This is a genomic window from Polynucleobacter sp. JS-Safj-400b-B2 (genome assembly GCF_018881975.1).
GTDB lineage: Bacteria > Pseudomonadota > Gammaproteobacteria > Burkholderiales > Burkholderiaceae > Polynucleobacter.
Genome location: NZ_JACVPJ010000024.1, coordinates 1 through 16531, shown reverse-complemented (window position 1 = coordinate 16531; position 16531 = coordinate 1). Strand labels below are relative to the sequence as shown.

At 43.2% G+C, this 16531-nt stretch carries 18 protein-coding genes; 16 read left to right on the top strand and 2 right to left on the bottom strand.

Annotated features, from left to right (window positions below):
* Nucleotides 1-246: 246 nt before the first annotated feature.
* Complete coding sequence (locus tag ICN48_RS14135; protein WP_370624237.1) at nt 247-624, bottom strand: helix-turn-helix domain-containing protein; 378 nt, start codon at nt 622-624, stop codon at nt 247-249.
* Between the two features lie 196 nt (nt 625-820).
* On the opposite strand from ICN48_RS14135, the gene ICN48_RS13465 reads away from it, so the two are divergent.
* The 8 genes from ICN48_RS13465 to ICN48_RS13430 all read left to right on the top strand — a co-directional run bounded on the left by ICN48_RS13465 (nt 821) and on the right by ICN48_RS13430 (nt 10559).
* A complete protein-coding gene (locus ICN48_RS13465) occupies nt 821-1687 on the top strand; it encodes an EamA family transporter (RefSeq protein ID WP_216154196.1) in 867 nt (288 codons plus the stop codon).
* 43 nt (nt 1688-1730) lie between these two features.
* Nucleotides 1731-2522 (top strand): DUF3050 domain-containing protein, encoded by a 792-nt coding sequence (locus tag ICN48_RS13460; protein WP_216154198.1) that lies wholly within the window; start codon nt 1731-1733, stop codon nt 2520-2522.
* Nucleotides 2522-2872, top strand: coding sequence for a cupin (locus ICN48_RS13455; protein WP_216154195.1), 351 nt, complete (start codon nt 2522-2524; stop codon nt 2870-2872). The genes ICN48_RS13460 and ICN48_RS13455 overlap by 1 nt, the downstream gene beginning before the upstream one ends.
* A 17-nt stretch (nt 2873-2889) precedes the next feature.
* On the top strand, nt 2890-3819 hold the full coding sequence (locus ICN48_RS13450; protein WP_216154194.1) for a diiron oxygenase: 930 nt from the start codon (nt 2890-2892) through the stop codon (nt 3817-3819).
* Between the two features lie 19 nt (nt 3820-3838).
* Nucleotides 3839-7351, top strand: a complete 3513-nt coding sequence (locus ICN48_RS13445) for a non-ribosomal peptide synthetase (protein ID WP_216154193.1) — start codon at nt 3839-3841, stop codon at nt 7349-7351.
* 48 nt (nt 7352-7399) lie between these two features.
* Nucleotides 7400-7882, top strand: a complete 483-nt coding sequence (locus ICN48_RS13440) for an SRPBCC family protein (protein WP_216154192.1) — start codon at nt 7400-7402, stop codon at nt 7880-7882.
* A 293-nt stretch (nt 7883-8175) separates the two neighbouring features.
* Nucleotides 8176-9834, top strand: a complete 1659-nt coding sequence (locus ICN48_RS13435) for a 2-isopropylmalate synthase (RefSeq protein WP_216154191.1) — start codon at nt 8176-8178, stop codon at nt 9832-9834.
* 71 nt (nt 9835-9905) lie between these two features.
* Nucleotides 9906-10559 (top strand): 4'-phosphopantetheinyl transferase, encoded by a 654-nt coding sequence (locus ICN48_RS13430; RefSeq protein ID WP_216154190.1) that lies wholly within the window; start codon nt 9906-9908, stop codon nt 10557-10559.
* Nucleotides 10560-10574: 15 nt separating this feature from the next.
* Here ICN48_RS13430 and ICN48_RS13425 read toward each other — a convergent pair whose 3' ends face one another.
* Complete coding sequence (locus ICN48_RS13425) at nt 10575-11297, bottom strand: S24 family peptidase (protein WP_216154189.1); 723 nt, start codon at nt 11295-11297, stop codon at nt 10575-10577.
* A gap of 81 nt (nt 11298-11378) precedes the next feature.
* On the opposite strand from ICN48_RS13425, the gene ICN48_RS13420 reads away from it, so the two are divergent.
* From ICN48_RS13420 to istA, 8 genes are all read left to right on the top strand, one after another.
* Complete coding sequence (locus tag ICN48_RS13420) at nt 11379-11615, top strand: helix-turn-helix domain-containing protein (RefSeq protein WP_216154188.1); 237 nt, start codon at nt 11379-11381, stop codon at nt 11613-11615.
* Between the two features lie 2 nt (nt 11616-11617).
* Nucleotides 11618-12523, top strand: a complete 906-nt coding sequence (locus ICN48_RS13415) for a hypothetical protein (RefSeq protein ID WP_216154187.1) — start codon at nt 11618-11620, stop codon at nt 12521-12523.
* Nucleotides 12520-13077, top strand: a complete 558-nt coding sequence (locus ICN48_RS13410; RefSeq protein WP_216154186.1) for a hypothetical protein — start codon at nt 12520-12522, stop codon at nt 13075-13077. The genes ICN48_RS13415 and ICN48_RS13410 overlap by 4 nt, the downstream gene beginning before the upstream one ends.
* A 10-nt stretch (nt 13078-13087) precedes the next feature.
* Nucleotides 13088-13813, top strand: a complete 726-nt coding sequence (locus ICN48_RS13405) for a recombination protein NinG (protein ID WP_216154185.1) — start codon at nt 13088-13090, stop codon at nt 13811-13813.
* On the top strand, nt 13797-14270 hold the full coding sequence (locus ICN48_RS13400; protein WP_216154184.1) for a hypothetical protein: 474 nt from the start codon (nt 13797-13799) through the stop codon (nt 14268-14270). The genes ICN48_RS13405 and ICN48_RS13400 overlap by 17 nt, the downstream gene beginning before the upstream one ends.
* A gap of 129 nt (nt 14271-14399) precedes the next feature.
* A complete protein-coding gene (locus ICN48_RS13395; RefSeq protein ID WP_216154183.1) occupies nt 14400-14789 on the top strand; it encodes a tautomerase family protein in 390 nt (129 codons plus the stop codon).
* A 399-nt stretch (nt 14790-15188) separates the two neighbouring features.
* Nucleotides 15189-15332, top strand: a complete 144-nt coding sequence (locus ICN48_RS13390) for a hypothetical protein (RefSeq protein WP_216154182.1) — start codon at nt 15189-15191, stop codon at nt 15330-15332.
* 157 nt (nt 15333-15489) lie between these two features.
* A partial coding sequence (gene istA / locus ICN48_RS13385; RefSeq protein WP_216154181.1) for an IS21 family transposase occupies nt 15490-16531 on the top strand: 1042 nt, incomplete at its 3' end.

Below are 16531 nucleotides of genomic sequence, written 5' to 3'. Positions count from 1 at the left end.
AAGGGGTAATTGATCCTAGCATCATCATCTGCAGCTAAATGCGAGGGTGAACAAAAAGACTCCGGCCGGAGTAGACCTAAGAGTATTGCGATGAAATGATAGCTGGGCGTCATACTGTAATTAAACTTTATGTTTAATTACAAGTCAATCAAATTGTTTAAATATTATATTAAATTTACTTTTGTGAAGTCTGATGATTTGGGTATGAGGTGGTTTTAGCAATAATGCAAAAAAGAAAATTTGAAGCTAGAAATTCTCGCTCCGTGACTTCTTTTTCCGAGGTATTTTGGCTCGGGGGGGGGGGGATATTTCGACCTGGCAATGCTCAATTAATTTTTTAACAACTTCTTCTATCCAAATCTGATCGGATTCAGAAAGATTTGAAAGTAGCACCCCAAGTCGCTCTAGCGAGTTTAGTTTGTATACGGGTAATTCATTGAATAAATCCGAAATTGATATCTTCAGTAGTCGGGCTATTGAGTCAAGCGTTGTAACCGGGGGAAGTATTGCACCTGTTTCATAGCGTGAAACAGTTAAGGTCTCGATTTTTAAGAGCTCTGCTAGCTGCTCTTGGGTAATGCCAACCCTCCTTCTCTGAATCTTAATATTTTTCCCAAGCTGCATTGTTAGCAGGTGGCGAGAGTCAGTTTTCATGCGTGAAAACCCTATAAATATTCAATACTGACTCTAATAGCGCTGATTAATAATGATCTATAATGTATAGTTATTTTTATGCTTATTAAGCATATAAAATATTGAGCGAAGTGAATTGAGATGGCAGGCTTCAAGTCACTTCAAATAGGATTAAGTGAGGATGGTTGTGGATAAAAAAACGATTGGCTTGGCAATACTGGTGCCATTAATTTGGGGAATTCAGGCTGACATGCTTAAGCTTGGATTGCATCAATTTCCACCAATATTCATGGTTGGAATGAGGTTTGCCATCATGAGTGTTTTTCTTGTTCCTTTTTTAGGTGGGATACGGGGAAGTGTTTTGCCTGCATTGGCGGTGAGCCTGACTCAAGGGGTGGCACATTTTGCGCTGCTATATATAGGATTTCAATATACGGACGTATCTGCTGGGATAGTTGCTTATCAAACCAATGCAATTTTCACGATCATTCTAGGTGCGTTGTTGCTGAATGAAAAAATTACAAAAATATCAGCAGCAGGAATTTTGTTGGCATTTTTTGGCGTTGCGCTTATTGTTGGAGAGCCAAAGCATTCGGCAAATGTGATGGGATTGCTCATCATCATTGGGTCTGCGGTCATGTTTTCAGTAGGCAACATCATTGCCAGAAAATATGGGCCCATGAGGACAACCGGTCTAAATGCAATGGTGTCTATAGTATCCGCCCCAGCGTTACTCTTAATTTCTTATTTAACCGAAAGTGGTCAGGTTGCCTCCTTGGGAACTGCAAACTGGCAGGGATGGGGCGCTCTTCTCTATACGGCATTCATAGGTGGAATAGCAGCCTTTACGATTTGGTATTGGTTGTTAACAAATTACTCGGTTGGAAAGATTGCTCCATATGGTTTGTTAATGCCGCTATTCGCGATGATTGGCGGGGTATTTATTTTAGGCGAATCATTAACCGCAATAAATATTGCGGGTGCGGCACTAACAATCTCAGGGGTTGCGCTTGCCCAATTTGGGAAAAATATTCTTCCAGAAAAATATAGATAGTTGCATTTCCATTTAACGAATAGGAGATTTGATATTGAATACTATGACACAAAACGCTATAAACGAAAAGTTGAATTTGCTTGGCGAAAAAACATCGGCAATGAAAAATCATGAAGTGTTTTCAAAAGTTAAAACACAAAGTGATCTGCAAGAATTCATGGAGTGGCATGTATTTGCTGTTTGGGACTTTATGTCCCTGCTCAAGCGGCTTCAAAAGGAGTTGACATGCACTTCACTGCCATGGATTCCACCTCAAAATAGTAAAGCCTCAAGATTGATAAATGAAATTGTTTTAGGTGAGGAGTCTGATGAAACTCCATCTGGAGAGCACACAAGCCATTTTGAATTGTATTTGCAGGCGATGAGAGATGTGGGTGCAAGTACTACCAAAATAAATCAGTATATTGAATTGCTTCGAAACGGACGGTCTCCAGAGGAGGCGCTTGCTGAGGTTGACGCACCAATTGCAGTCAGGGACTTCGTTATGGGAACCTTGACCGCCGCATGCACAGGCAAGATTCATGAAACATTAGGAAGCTTCTTTTATGGAAGGGAAGACTCAATACCGCAAATGTTTCAAAATTTACTGGATACATGGCAGGTAGATCCGGGCGAGGCTCCAATGTTTGTGTTTTATTTAAAACGGCACATTGAGTTAGATGGGGACAGCCACGGCCCTGCCGCAAAGATAATTATTTCGGAAGCATTGGGCAACAATTTGGCCGCTTGGAATGAGATGCTAGATGCAGCAATGGATGCAGTTGAGCAGCGAGTTGATTTATGGAACGAGCTAAGTATTTCATTGGCCTCTAAGAGTGATGTCAAGGTGTGCTAATGGAGCGGCTAATAAAAATAAATAACGATGATTGGCTTCATCCAGATGCATTTGATGATGGTATAGACCAAATAGTTTTATTCAACACGTTAAACGAACAAGAGAAAACTGGATCAAGAACGCGAATTGTAAAATTTTCAGCTGGCGCAATGACAAAAGTGCCGTTCATTCATGATTATGAAGAAGAGGTTTTATTGTTCGAGGGCGATCAAGGCTTGCTGGATAAGGATACGTTACTTCCCATTCAGTCCTACGAAGCAAAAACTTTCTTTATTAGGCCGGCAGGTACTTGGCATGGGCCATTTTCTAGTAAAGCGGGTTGTTTGCTTTTGGAATATCACTATTACTAATAAACGGAGTATTTGAAATGCTATTGGAAATGGAGACTTACGTAACTCATGCTAACGATTGGGAGGATAGGGCAACAATACGAACCCGACCCCGTAGAAAACTTGAGGACGATTCTTTAGCTTACTACCCATCTGATCGTCAGCCGTTAGTGCTCCATCCAATTATTGCTGGACTAGGCAAAGAGGTGGTTAACTATATTCTGCAGCAAAGCTTATATAAGTATATTAACGATGTAATCATTTTTGAGACGGAGATAGTTAACAAGACCGCATCAGAAATTGGTAAGAATAAATTTCCCTATGAATTCTCCTTTGCGTGCAGATACGATGCGATGTCTGTCGTAATCGATGAAGATTACCATGCATACGTTGCTCTAGATTATATGAATCAAATAATAGAGGCAACTGGAGTATCTCCAATACCGCTGCCCAATAAGATTGAGTTATCTTCCGCCATTCCAGAGGCGGTAAAAGACCTTGCAGAAGAGCATCACCACGGCATGGAATTAATTGCGGTGGCAATTTCAGAAAATACAGTTACAGCCGATGTTGCCGCATTTTCTCGGGATCCTGGAGTGAAAAGATCTATCAAAGGATTAATGGGGGATCATTTATCGGATGAAGGGCGACACTCGATCTTTTGGACAAATTTAGTAAAAATATTTTGGAAAAACATTGATGAGAAAGCGCGCATTGCTATAGGGGGCGCGATTCCAAGATTTCTAGATCGGTATTTGACGAACGAAATTCAGCGTGAATTTGATACAAAATTAATTGACTCGCTTAATCTGCATTCCAGCATTGCCGATGAGATTAAGAGAGATATGTCGATACAGTATCCAATTACAAGCACCCATCCAATGATCGAAAATATAAAAAGATTTTTAGAAAGAAGTGGGATTTTGGAGCATCAGGAAACCAAAATCAAGCTGGAAAAATTTATATAAATTCGATGTAAGGTTAATAGTGAAAATATTAAGACTGGCGTTTATCGGCGAGTCAGATTTGCTTTGTGATTTTATTGCTAGCGCATATAACTTTGGTCACGAAATTGCAGCAATCGATTCAAAAAATAAGAATGTAATTGAGTACGCTAGAAATGCTAGTTTACCGATGGGCGTTGCCCGTGAAAGCACTGATTTTGATTTTTGCGTGATCACGGATTTGAATGAAGACGATCATGTATCAGATATTAAAACTGCAAGACTCATTTGTACAAGGGAGTGGTCTCCAGAAATCAATTGTTGCGTTCGATGGTTTTATGACGACATGGCTAAAGTTGAGTGTTTCACTGAATTGAGTGAGAGAGCTTTTTTCTATGGCGCTGATGCAATTAGCCATTGTGATCAAATGGCTGCGAGAGAGTTTGAGAGGGTGCTTGGTCGCTTAACGCGCGATGGCTCTATTTTCTCTAATGGTATTGAATCAAAAGAAATTATTGTTGATACTCTCAGTTCGTTGAAAAAAATGGCTCAAGTTCATTTATCAAATGCAGAAAGCGTATCTGAAAAATATAAAAATTTAGCATCACTTTTTAAGGATGCAGCAGCAATGTATCCAGAGAGAGTTGCCTTGGAGTTTGAGGGGCATCTTTTAAGATATAAGGAACTTGATTGTCTTTCGGATATATTTTCACAGAAAATAATTCAGGCACACGCTGAATTGGGTTGTGAATTGACGGCTGATAAATGCATTGGCATATCAATTAACAAGGGTATGGAGCTTTATGTTGGCATTCTTGCAATTTTAAAGACGGGCGCGGCGTATGTTCCACTGGATCCGCTATACCCGAAGGATAGACTCGAGTGGATATGTGAGGATGCTGCTATTGATGTAGTGGTCATTGCAGAGGGGGCTCAAAATTCTTTTGATGGGATATCAAAAACGCTAGCATTAAATAATTCGACTTTAATGAGCCTGCAAAATAATTTTTTGCTTGATTTAAATAGCATTGAGTCCGAAAGCTTGGCGGTGGTAATTTATACCTCTGGTTCTACGGGAAGGCCAAAGGGTGTAATGTTGGAGCATAAAAATATATCCTCTTTTTCAAGATGGTATGAGAAATATTGCTGCGTAAATAAAAAATCTATTTCGCTCCAATTTTCAACCACGTCCTTCGATGCATCTCTTTTGGATATTTTCCCCATTTTATTTTCTGGTGGAAAACTTGTTATTCCAAGCGAGGAGATTAGATCTTCTTTTGATGGGTTAGTTGACCTCATTCGCTGCAAAGAAGTTACACACGCTTTTCTGCCGCCGGCATTGTTGGCAAACTTAAAGGATACAAATGTTCCATCTCTTGAGTTTTTGATTACGGGTGGCGATGTTTGTGATTATGAGACCATAAAAATTTGGTCAAGTGGCCGTAAATTTTATAATATTTACGGCCCAACTGAGTGCACCATACTTGCGACTACGGCAAGATTTAATGCCGAGAGTCATAACAGAGATATTGGAAGGCCCATATATGGTGCTATCTGTTATGTTTTGGACGGTAGTGGTTTTCCATGCCCTACCGATGAAGTGGGGGAGTTGTACATAGGTGGGAATGGCGTTGGTAGGGGGTATGTTGGGGACAATGCGCTAAATCAAGAACGTTTTTTACAAAATCCTTTTATCGATGGCGCTACTTATTACAAAACTGGAGATCATGTAAAGTGGAATTCTTCGGGTGGAATTGATTTTGTTGGAAGAATCGATTCGCAAATTAAGATCCGAGGGTTTCTTGTTGATTTGGGTGAGATTGAGCATGTAATTTTAGGGGCTGGTTTTTTTAACCGCGCCGCAGTGATTGCAAATAACGATAAACAAATTATTGCCTATGTAGCAAATGGGGACCAGATCGCGGGTGTTAAAAACGGGTTAATTGAACTAAAGGCATTTTTAAGGAAAAAATTACCAAACTATATGGTTCCTTTATCCATTGTTGAGTTGGATGCGTTGCCTTCTACGCAAAATGGAAAAATTGATCGGGCGAACTTAGCCCTTCGCCCAGTAACATTTGTAAAAAATATTTCAGAAGACATCACACCTAAAGGTGTGCTGGAAATTAGTCTTGCAAAAATATGGGCAAGCGTACTTAATATTGATGCTGACTCTATCGGAATGGACGATTCATTTTTTGATCTTGGTGGACATTCAATTCTGGTCTCAAGAATGTTGCTTGCGGTTAAAAAAATGACTGCCAAAAGTGTTTCTCTCGCTAGGTTCATGGAAAATCCCACGCTGACATCCTTGACCCTCTTATTTGGGGATGCTCAAACTAAGGGCGTCATGATTTCCGAAAGAGTATATCGGGACGCAACTCTCGTGAACGAAGTCGTCCCCCTGCCGACCATCAACGAGTATGAAAAAGCCCCTCGAACAGTTTTGCTAACTGGGGCTAACGGATTTTTAGGATGTCACCTTATTTCGCAGTTGCTTAAGCATACGCGTGCAAAAATTTACTGCTTAGTTCGGGCAGATTCGGATGCGGGCGCAAGAGTTAGGCTCGATGCAGCCCTTGTTAAGTTTGGTCTTTCTGAATTGATTAAGGAGGGTAGAGTTCAAGCGATTTGTGGCGATTTAGAAAGGTCAGATTTTGGTTTTACTGCTGATCGGTTCCAGTCATTGAAGTGCTCTGTGGATGCAATTTATCATAACGGAGCAAATGTAAATCATGTTTACGATTACTCATATTTATATCGTACTAACGTTGAGTCTACAATCAACTTGCTAAAGTTTTCTGTCATTGGCATAAATAAATCGTTTAATTATATTTCTACACTGTCGGCAGCAAGCAGTATGAATCAGAATGGTGAACTGCTAGAAGATGGGCCGTCCAATAATCCGCCCGCATTTATTAATAATGGATATAACCTAACAAAATGGGTTTCAGAGAGATTGGTCTGGGCCGCAAGGGCAAATGGATTATCCGCTAAGATTTTTAGACCTGGAAACATAACCGGGGATTCAATGGGCGGAATATGTCAGCCTGAAAAAAATAGAATACTTCTATTGATCAAGGGATCGCTGCAGCTTGGAATAATTCCAGATTGGGCGATGAATTTTGATGTGTCACCAGTTGACTGGTTGGCCGAAGCTATTATTACTCTCTCTGTTAGCAAAACAAATCTTGATGTTTTTAATTTGCATAACCCAAAAAAATTATCATGGGTTGATTATGTTTCTACCCTGAAGAAATTTGGCTGTAAATTTGATTTTGTTGCAAGTAGCATGTGGCAAAAACGCCTTCTAGAGATAGATGAATCCAACGCTTTATTTGACGTGATTTCATTTTACCTGGATGAAAAGAATGAGGATATTGGGGACATGTCGCATATTCATTCGTCGCACACAGAATCGGAGTTGTTGAAGCTAGATATAAAGTACCCAGAAAAAAATTCTGAGTTACTTTTCACGCACTTCAATTTTTTGGTGGATAGCGGCTTTCTTGAAGTCGACAGTTCTCACGAGGCGAGGTTTCATTTAGTGACTTAATAAGCTACTAAATGTTTTATGTGGTTTAACTTTAATAGAGGGAGTGAAATGATGACGGATTCAAAAAAACTATTGCCAGATACTCTGGTGATGTTACCAAAAGGTGAGATGATTACGGGGAGGGCTGTTCTTAATTCGCCAGCAAAGTTGGTTTGGGGTACGGTCGGCAACTTTGCAGGCTTTGCCACTTTCATCTCTGGCCTTGTATATACCGAAATGATTGGAACCGGAGTACGTTCGGTTAGAAAAAAGATCTTTAATGATGGAAATATTGTCTTGGAGCAGCTAAATTCACACAACAATGAAAAAATGCTGATGACATGGAGTTTGCTTTACACGACATTTAACATCGGCAATCTTTGGGCTTCCATGAGAGTGTTGCCGATTACAGGCAATTCTTGTGAGGTTATTTGGGATATTATTGCCGACCCATGGGAGGGTGGTGACGCAGCAGTTCCTGAGTTTACAAATTTCCTGAAGGGATTTCTTGCAATGGCAATGTCAAACTTAGAGACTATGTATAACAAGTGATCTTTGTTGGGCGAGATGTCGCTGTTATCTTGCCCAATTTCTGATTTTAGTCATGCCTATCCAGTGCTCTTTTTTCTTGACGGGAAATTTTATTTCCCGTATATTGAAAATATGAATTTTCATATGGAAGTAAAGGCGTTACTTAGGCTCCTAGCTCTAGATTAGAGCCGGGGCTGGTCTTTTTACTTCAATTATTTTCTCCCAACCTCGGCATGCAAGTTAACCAGATCCTCTTGGTTAATAGAGAAAATTTTAGAATATAGCTAAAAATCAAGAAAATTATCGAGGTAGCAATGTTAAAAGACCCTAGTTCCAAGTATCGAGCTTTCGAGCCCATTGAAATGGTGGCACGTGAGTGGCCATCAAAAAAAATAGTCAAACCACCAATTTGGCTTTCAACTGATTTAAGGGATGGCAATCAAGCCTTATTTGAGCCAATGAATGGCGAAAAAAAATATCGCTACTTTAAAGAATTGTTGAAAATTGGCTTTAAGGAAATTGAGCTTGGTTTTCCAGCGGCTTCTGAGCTGGATTTCAATTTTGTTAGAAGGCTGATTGATGAAAATTTGATTCCAGATGATGTCACACCAATGGTTATGACGCAAGCAAGAGAGGATCTGATTAGTAAATCAGTAGAGTCCCTGCTTGGATCAAAAAAGGCTATTATTCACATCTATAACGCTATCGCCCCAGCTTGGCGGGAGATAGTTTTTGGTTTAAGTGTTAGTGAGGTAATGCAGTTAATTGAACATCACGTTGGTTTTCTGGAAAAAATAACAAGAAAGCATCCTGAGACCGAATGGATTTTGCAGTACTCGCCGGAAACTTTTTGCATGGCCGAGTTGGAGGTATCCCTGCAGGCATGTCATACCGCAATGAGGGCGTGGAATGCCGATTTAAGTAGAAAAATTATCATTAATTTGCCAACAACAGTTGAAAATGCCACCCCCAATGTTTTTGCTGACCAAATCGAGTGGATGCATAAAAATTTAGATAGCCGCAACTCTATCATTCTCTCGGTCCACCCGCATAACGATAGGGGTACGGGTGTTGCCGCTGCTGAGTTGGCGCAAATGGCTGGTGCAGATAGAGTCGAGGGGTGTTTATTCGGAAATGGTGAAAGAAGCGGTAATGTCGATATAGTCACCTTGGCATTAAATCTGTATACCCAAGGAATTCATCCTGGACTGGATTTTTCTAATATCAACGCAATTGCTATGGTTGCCGAGGAGTGCACTAAATTACCAATTCACCCAAGGCATCCCTATGTGGGGGATTTGGTATTTACAGCATTTTCTGGTTCGCATCAGGACGCTATTAAAAAAGGCTTCGCAACACAGATCGGCAAAGATTTTTGGAATGTCCCATATTTGCCTATTGATCCCGCTGACTTAGGGCGAACTTATGACGGTGTTATACGCGTCAACAGTCAATCCGGGAAGGGTGGAATTTCATATATTCTTGAAAATAATTATGGAATAGTCATGCCAAGAAGAATGCAGATTGAATTTAGCAGCATTGTTCAGGCAATAGCGGATTCTAGTGAAGCTGAAATGTCCGCAGAGTCTATTTGGGAGTTGTTTTCTAAAACCTATTTGGATCGTCAGAATTGCTCTGGAAAAGGATTGCGCTATGTTCATCATTCATTGTTGGAGAGTAACGGTAGGCAGGCCATTGAATTGGACGTCCTTAATGTTGATGGTCAAGCTGTAAAATTGAGGGGCGTTGGATCGGGGCCAATCGATGCTGCGGTTAATGCAATTGGATTGGATATTCAAGTGCTGGGCTACGAAGAAAGATCGGTTGGCTGTGGGGCGGATGCTCAAGCTTTAGCAATTATTGAGGCGCAATCCAACGCTGCTTTGGGTAGTAAATTTGGGGCGGGGCGCCATGTTAACATTGTCACTGCTTCTCTAATAGCTTTGTTCAATGCGATCGAACGTTTGAATTAAAGAAGATTTTTAATTCTGCGCTAAATGAGGGTGATATCGTCAGAAAGATTTTAGATTCCGGGCGTTTTTATTTGCCCGGCTTTCAGCTTTCATTGTCCAATATAGATGTTGCACTCTTGCAGCCAGCGCATTTTTTTTCGCGCACAGAAGTTTATTTCTCGGCGCTAAAAAAATCACACTGGCGCCAGATTGAATTTATTGGAGGCAGAAAGGTTGCCTGCGATTTACTTCAAAAGATGGGTTGCAATGTTGGGTCCATCGGGGTGTCTAATGGACTCCCAATTTGGCCTTTTGGATTTATTGGATCAATTTCCCATTGTGAAAATGTTGTTGCTGTTGCGGTGGCCAGTCTAAAAAACTGTCGAGGCGTAGGTTTGGATGTTGAGAGAATAGCGGATCCATGCTTATCCAACGAACTTTCAGAAATTTGCGTCGGCATGGATGAGGTAAACCTTTTCAGCGAAATTCGACTACCCAAGAGTGTCAAGTATACGCTTGCATTTTCCGCTAAAGAAGCGATCTTTAAATGCATTTTTCCCATAGATAAAACTTTTATAGATTTTGATGATCTGCACATTTTGGACGTTGACTTGGATGTGCGAGTTGTCAAGGTTAAACTAAAAAAGAAGGTTTCAGAAAAATTCAAAAGTGGGTATGTGTTTTACGTGAGATATGAAATTAGTTCCAGCATGGTTTTTACTTTAGTCGAGTTGAATGATTTTTAGAGGGCGCGTGACATCCTAACGCTTGCGGTACTTGCGATGCTCCACCATTACCCCAATGATTCGAATGGGCATTTGATCTGATCGGCAGATTGGATAATCTTCATTTAGCGGAATGAGTTCAAAAACAAATCGCCCCTTGGCATTATTGCCTCGTGGGCGATATTTTTTAAAGGTCGCTTCCTCTTTGCCGTTTTGCGCAACGACAAAGTCTCCTGGGCGCGGTTCAACGGTAGGGTCAACAATAATCCGATCCCCCTCTTTAAATTCAGGCAGCATCGAGTCGCCCTTAATCTGCAAGCCAAAGCACGAATCCGGTAGATCGAGATCGGTTAGAAGCCATTCCTGAATATCGTCTGGTAAAAAGCAATTGACGGCATCCATCCAATGACCAGCCTGGACATAACTAATGAGCGGGATGCGCCGCGTCCCCATGGCGGCGGGTTCAGAGATGCTGTTTTGCAACTTGTTTTTGCTGCGCTTGCTTGCCACGGGCGCGTCCAATATCGCACCAGGTGCCATCATCGGTCCACGTCCATATTCGAGCCAATCAATCGAAATATGCAAAGCCTTGGAAAGCTTAATGAGACCATCTTTTGAAATGGCTTCGCGCAGCTCCCAATTCTTAATCTTCTGAGAGCTCGAGCCAATGAGTCTGCCAATCGCAGCTTGACTGCCCCTGCCGCTAATCCCTAGGACTTTTTCTGCCGCCTCGTACAGGCGCTTCATTTGTTTATTCATGTACACATCATAAACGCTTTGTTTATGTAATTGTTACACAATTTGATTGACATAAAACTAAACTCCATGTTTAATATCGAAATGACTGATACCGAACGCATCCATCAACTGGGCGGGGTAGCCTGCGTAGCCAAATTACTGGGGTTTAGCTTGCAACGCGTCCAAAACTGGATCGGGCGCGGAGCCATTCCCCCGGCAGTCAAGATTGCCTACCCACAGCATTTCCTATTTCCATTAAGTCCTAGCAGGGGCGATCAGGGCGAAAAAGGAATGCCTAGCACACCCAATCCAAAATCCGATGCTAAAGCTCCTAGGTAAGTATGGCGCGCATTCGATCGATTAAGCCCGATTTTTGGACTGACGAAAAAGTGGTTGAGCTGTCCGCTTTTGCGCGCCTACTATTTATTGGGCTATGGAACTTTGCCGATGACGATGGGCGCATGGTGTATTCGCCCAAAAAAATCAAAATGCAAATCTTCCCCGCCGATACCGTCGATATATCGGAGTTGATCGGGGAGATTGCGCATCAAGAGCTCATTACCGTCTATACCGTTAGCGCAGTAGCGTATGTGCAGATTGCGCACTTTTCCAAGCATCAAAAAATTGATAAGCGTACCCCTTCAAAGCTACCGGCCTATAGCAATGGAGAGGTTGCCGCGCCAGAATCCTGCGAGCGTTCGCCAGTTTCCTCCGAGGATTTACGAGTTACCCCGACGGAAGGGAAGGGAAGTGGAGGGGGAAAAGGAAAAGGAGTGGAAGAGGAATGGAATCTAAAACATCTTGGCAAAACGCGGGGCACCATCACTTCGAATGCATCGACATCGCTTGGTAATCCCGAAAAAAATCACACCGAGCAAGATGATAGGCAAGGTGATAGGCAAGGCAGTGGGCAGGAGGGTGCTCAAGCCTACCTTGCATGCCCGCATCAAAAAATCAAAGACCTATGGCACACCATGATGCCTGAGCTGCCCCGCGTAGTGCAATGGACCGATACCCGTGCAGGACATCTGAAGGCGCGTTGGCGTGAGTTGTGCGCCCACTGGCACTGGGAGTCTGAAGACCTTGGCTTAATTTGGTTTACCCAGTTTTTTGAATCGATCAGGGGCTCACCGTTTTTGATGGGGCGCGTTTCAAGTAAGGACAGAAAGCCGTTTGTGGCGAGTCTGGACTGGGCTGTAAAGCCTGAAAACTTCACCAAAATACTAGAAGGAAAGTACCATTCATGAAGCCTATTTTGGCTAAGACGGTCAGCGGCTTAAATAATTTAAATGCGGGCGTACGCAGCCACTCAAGTTTGTCTTGCAGTGCATTTGCTTGCCCATTGCCTGGGTCAATCTTGAGTGGAGCAAATTGGTATTGTCGCCATCATCACGCAATCAATCGGCTGCAAAATGATCTCGTGACCAAATCCTTATCCGCTCATCTATGGATCTTGGAGTTGGGCCAAGCAATTGCGCGGCCCGATCTGATCATGGCAGATACCCGCGCCGATGCCCCCTTTGCGCATCTCAAATCAGCCGATTGTGCTCAGAGTAGTGGCATATCTGTGCTGATTTGTGACCACGCTATAAATCAGATCCAATTAAAAAATCGCCCCGATTTATTGCCAGGTAAAGTGCGCAACCGCCATGGTGTGATGATTGATGAGGCGGTCAATTACGTTGCCTGGAGTGCTCGCTTAATTTGTGAGTTTGATAGGGCGGTAACTTGTGATTTTAAGGTGACCCAAGAGCGTTTTGCTAAAGAGCGTGGAGATCGTGGATTGATGAGGGCGGCATAAATTGATGGCAATGATCAAAAAAAGCGCAGCCTTAAAAGCGACGGAGGTGCCCAAGAAAGCGCCAAGGAATTTGCCATTAAAAGCAGTGGCGAAAATCAAGACGGGCTCGTGCGTGGTATGCAAAGCCCCGTTTACAAAAGAGCGACCTTTGCAACGGGTGTGTTCTTGGTTTTGCGCAAAAGCATGGGCGCGCGTCAAGTCAGAAAAGCTTGAAAAGCAACGTATTAAATTGGCAAAAGAGCGTTTAAAAACGAAGGCGCAGTTGCTCAAGGAGGCGCAAAAGGTATTTAATGCCTATATTCGGATGCGCGATGTTGGCAAGCAGTGCATTTGCTGCAACGAACCCCTGGCCCTTGGTGACCCAAGGCTTAGCACTGGCGGCTCCTACGATTGTGGGCATTACCGGTCTATTGGCAGCGCTCCCCATTTGCGATTTGATGAGCGCAACGCCCATGGACAACGAAAGCAATGCAATCGCTGGGGTGCTGGGCGGGCAGTTGATTACCGCGTAGGCCTCATTGCGCGCATTGGTATAGATGCCGTAGAAGATCTTGAGGGCAATCACCTTGCCAAAAAATGGACTCTAGGCGAAATTAGAGAGCTTATTGCAATGTATAAGGCAATGTATAAAGCAAAGCAAAAAACATATCTTAAGGTGGCGGCAGCGCACGGTACAGAAGCATCGCAAATGCCAAATCAGCCTGGTGTCATGGCGGGAGATGGCGATGGCGCTTGATGGGAAAGCCTTTGATAAGAAGCTCTTTGAGGCTTTTTGCGTCGATGTGCCTCGCTATGTGCGTGCTCACCAAAAATTAGCGCCGCCCCCACCCGCAGGGTTTTTCTATGTGATTTCACAAGGAAGCGCAGATTATGAAATAGATGGGCCGTTAAACGCTTTGTATGTGGCATTTTGTTTGGCCATGGGGCGCTATGAACCCATCGAGCTGTTCCCAATGTGGGTGGTCTATATTAGTTCGGTATATCGTGGATTTAAATGGGTAAGTAGGGGAGGCATCCGAAGGCAGGTGCCATTAAAAGTACCTATAAAAACCCTTGCCAGGGAGATGAACGTAAGCCGCGATGCGTTTTATGATCGAGCCAATCGGGTTGCGCGCGAACTTTGGCGTCAAGCCCATGAGCTGCAGGATTTATCGGCAGCACTGCGCAGAGAGCTTGCTGATGATCTGGATTAAAAAGTAGGTTAATCACTTTTGCCTTTGGGGTTGTCAGCCCATCCTCAAATGCTCGAACACGTCTTTGATTTGGTTTAAGATTGCCCATTATGAATAATCAAAACAGCCTCTCACCAATCCCATATATCCATGTCCCAAATTAAAATATACGGTCTTAAAGATTCGCTAAAAGGCCATCAAACCAAACTCTCTGATGCTATTCATAAGGCAGTCGTTCAAGCTCTGGCTTACCCGGTAGATAAGAGGTTTCATCGCTTCATTAGCCTAGATGAAGAAAATTTCATCTTTCCTGCAGATAGAAGTGGGAACTTTATCATCATCGAAATCTCGATGTTTGAGGGCCGATCGATTGAAGCCAAGAAGTCACTTATTCGATTGCTGTATCAATATATTGAACAAGATGTGGGCATCGCTTCTCAGGATGTGGAAATTACCATCTTTGAAACGCCAAAACATCATTGGGGTATTCGGGGGCAATGTGGCGATGAGCTAGCACTTAATTACAAGGTAAGCGTTTAAGTTTCAAGCCAAGACATTGCCCAAATAGAATTGATTATTTGCTTTGACTCAGTTTGGCAGTATTTCTGGAGCGCTGTGCCCAGTATTAATGCACATGATTGGAAGCGGGTAAGTTCAATTCTGCTAGCCTAAGTCTGAAGCGCGAAAAAGTGTCGGCATTTTTACCGACACAATAGTTCCGACAGTTTTGGTAGTTTTTGCTATGATTTTGATACCGTGCGCAAAGTTGCAAATCAATTTCAAGACTGCATTAAGAGTGCGGTGTTAACTTGGTATTAACTACCCAGCTCTTTGTATCGGTAAAGTAGTCCAATAGCTCAGCTAGAAAACAAGCCCGCTTACAGTCCATCGGCGACTGTGGCGGGCTTTTTCTTTGTCTTTTTAATATAGGAAAATCTCATGTCCAGTCTTTTAGTTCAAGTTACCAGTAAACCCCAATTGTTTCCAGCGGGCACTGTAGCTGGGGGTATTCAAATTGGCGTAGTGGGAAGCGCAGGGTCTCCTGTAATTACGCCACAAGTTGCGTATTCCAGCCCAGCGTGACCGCCCATTCCAGCAATATGACCGGTCATTCCAAATAGATCGTGACCGCTGATTCCAGACTCAGCGTGACCGTTTTTAGCTAGTCTTTGGAATCCAAATCCTTGGTCTTGGAAGGTAATTTGACTAACCCGATATGGTGGAGCTTTTTAGGCTCCCCATGTCCAGTAAAGCAATTACCATGCGAAAAATTAAAGAAGTTCTACGGCTACGCTTTGAGTGCCACCTCTCCATGGAGGCCATTGCCAGGTCTTTAGAGTTATCCAAAGGTGTCGTCGTCAAATATTGCCAGCTAGCTGGTGCTGCCAACATCGATTGGAAAAGTGCTCAAGATTGGGATGAAGCGCGTTTGCGCAGCGCACTCATGCCCAATGCTCTCAATCTGGCACGTGCCATACCCTATGCCTTACCCAACTTTGCGCTAGTACATCAAGAGCTCAAAAACAAATGCATGACTTTGCAGTTGCTATGGCAAGAGTACGTTGCTACTACCGCCGGCAAAACTTATCGCTACTCCTCGTTTTGCGAGCGCTACAACTCCTACCTTAAAACCCTCAAGCCTTCGATGCGGATGGTTCACAAAGCGGGAGAAAAGATGTTTGTCGATTATGCTGGCCCTACGATCCCTATCATTGATGCGCTTACCGGTGAAATTACCAGAGCACAGATCTTCGTTGCAGTGCTAGGTGCCTCTAATTACACCTTTGCATTAGCCACTAGCACCCAAAAGACGCAAGACTGGCTATTGGGCCATCGCAAAGCGTTTGAATATTTTGGTGGCGCAGTGCAGGTCATCGTTCCAGACAACCCCAAAAGCCTGATTGCCAACCCCGATCGCTATGAACCGCAAGTAGGCAGATCGTATGCCGAGTTCGCCGCTCATTACGGCTGTGCCGTGATCCCAGCTCGGCCACGTAAGCCACAAGATAAAGGCAAGGTTGAGGTGGGTGTACAAGTGGTTGAGCGCTGGATCTTAGCCAAGTTGCGTCACCAGCAATTTTTTAGTTTGGCCGACCTGAACAAGGCTATTGCCCATTTACTGGAAGACTTAAACACCCGTCCCTTTAAGAAATTACCGGGCAATCGCCGTAGCGCCTTTGAATCTATCGATAAACCTGCACTCAAACCATTGCCTGCCACCATCTTTGAGCCTTGTTCCTGGAAAAAAGCCAAGGTAGGCATTGATTACCATGTCGAGTTAG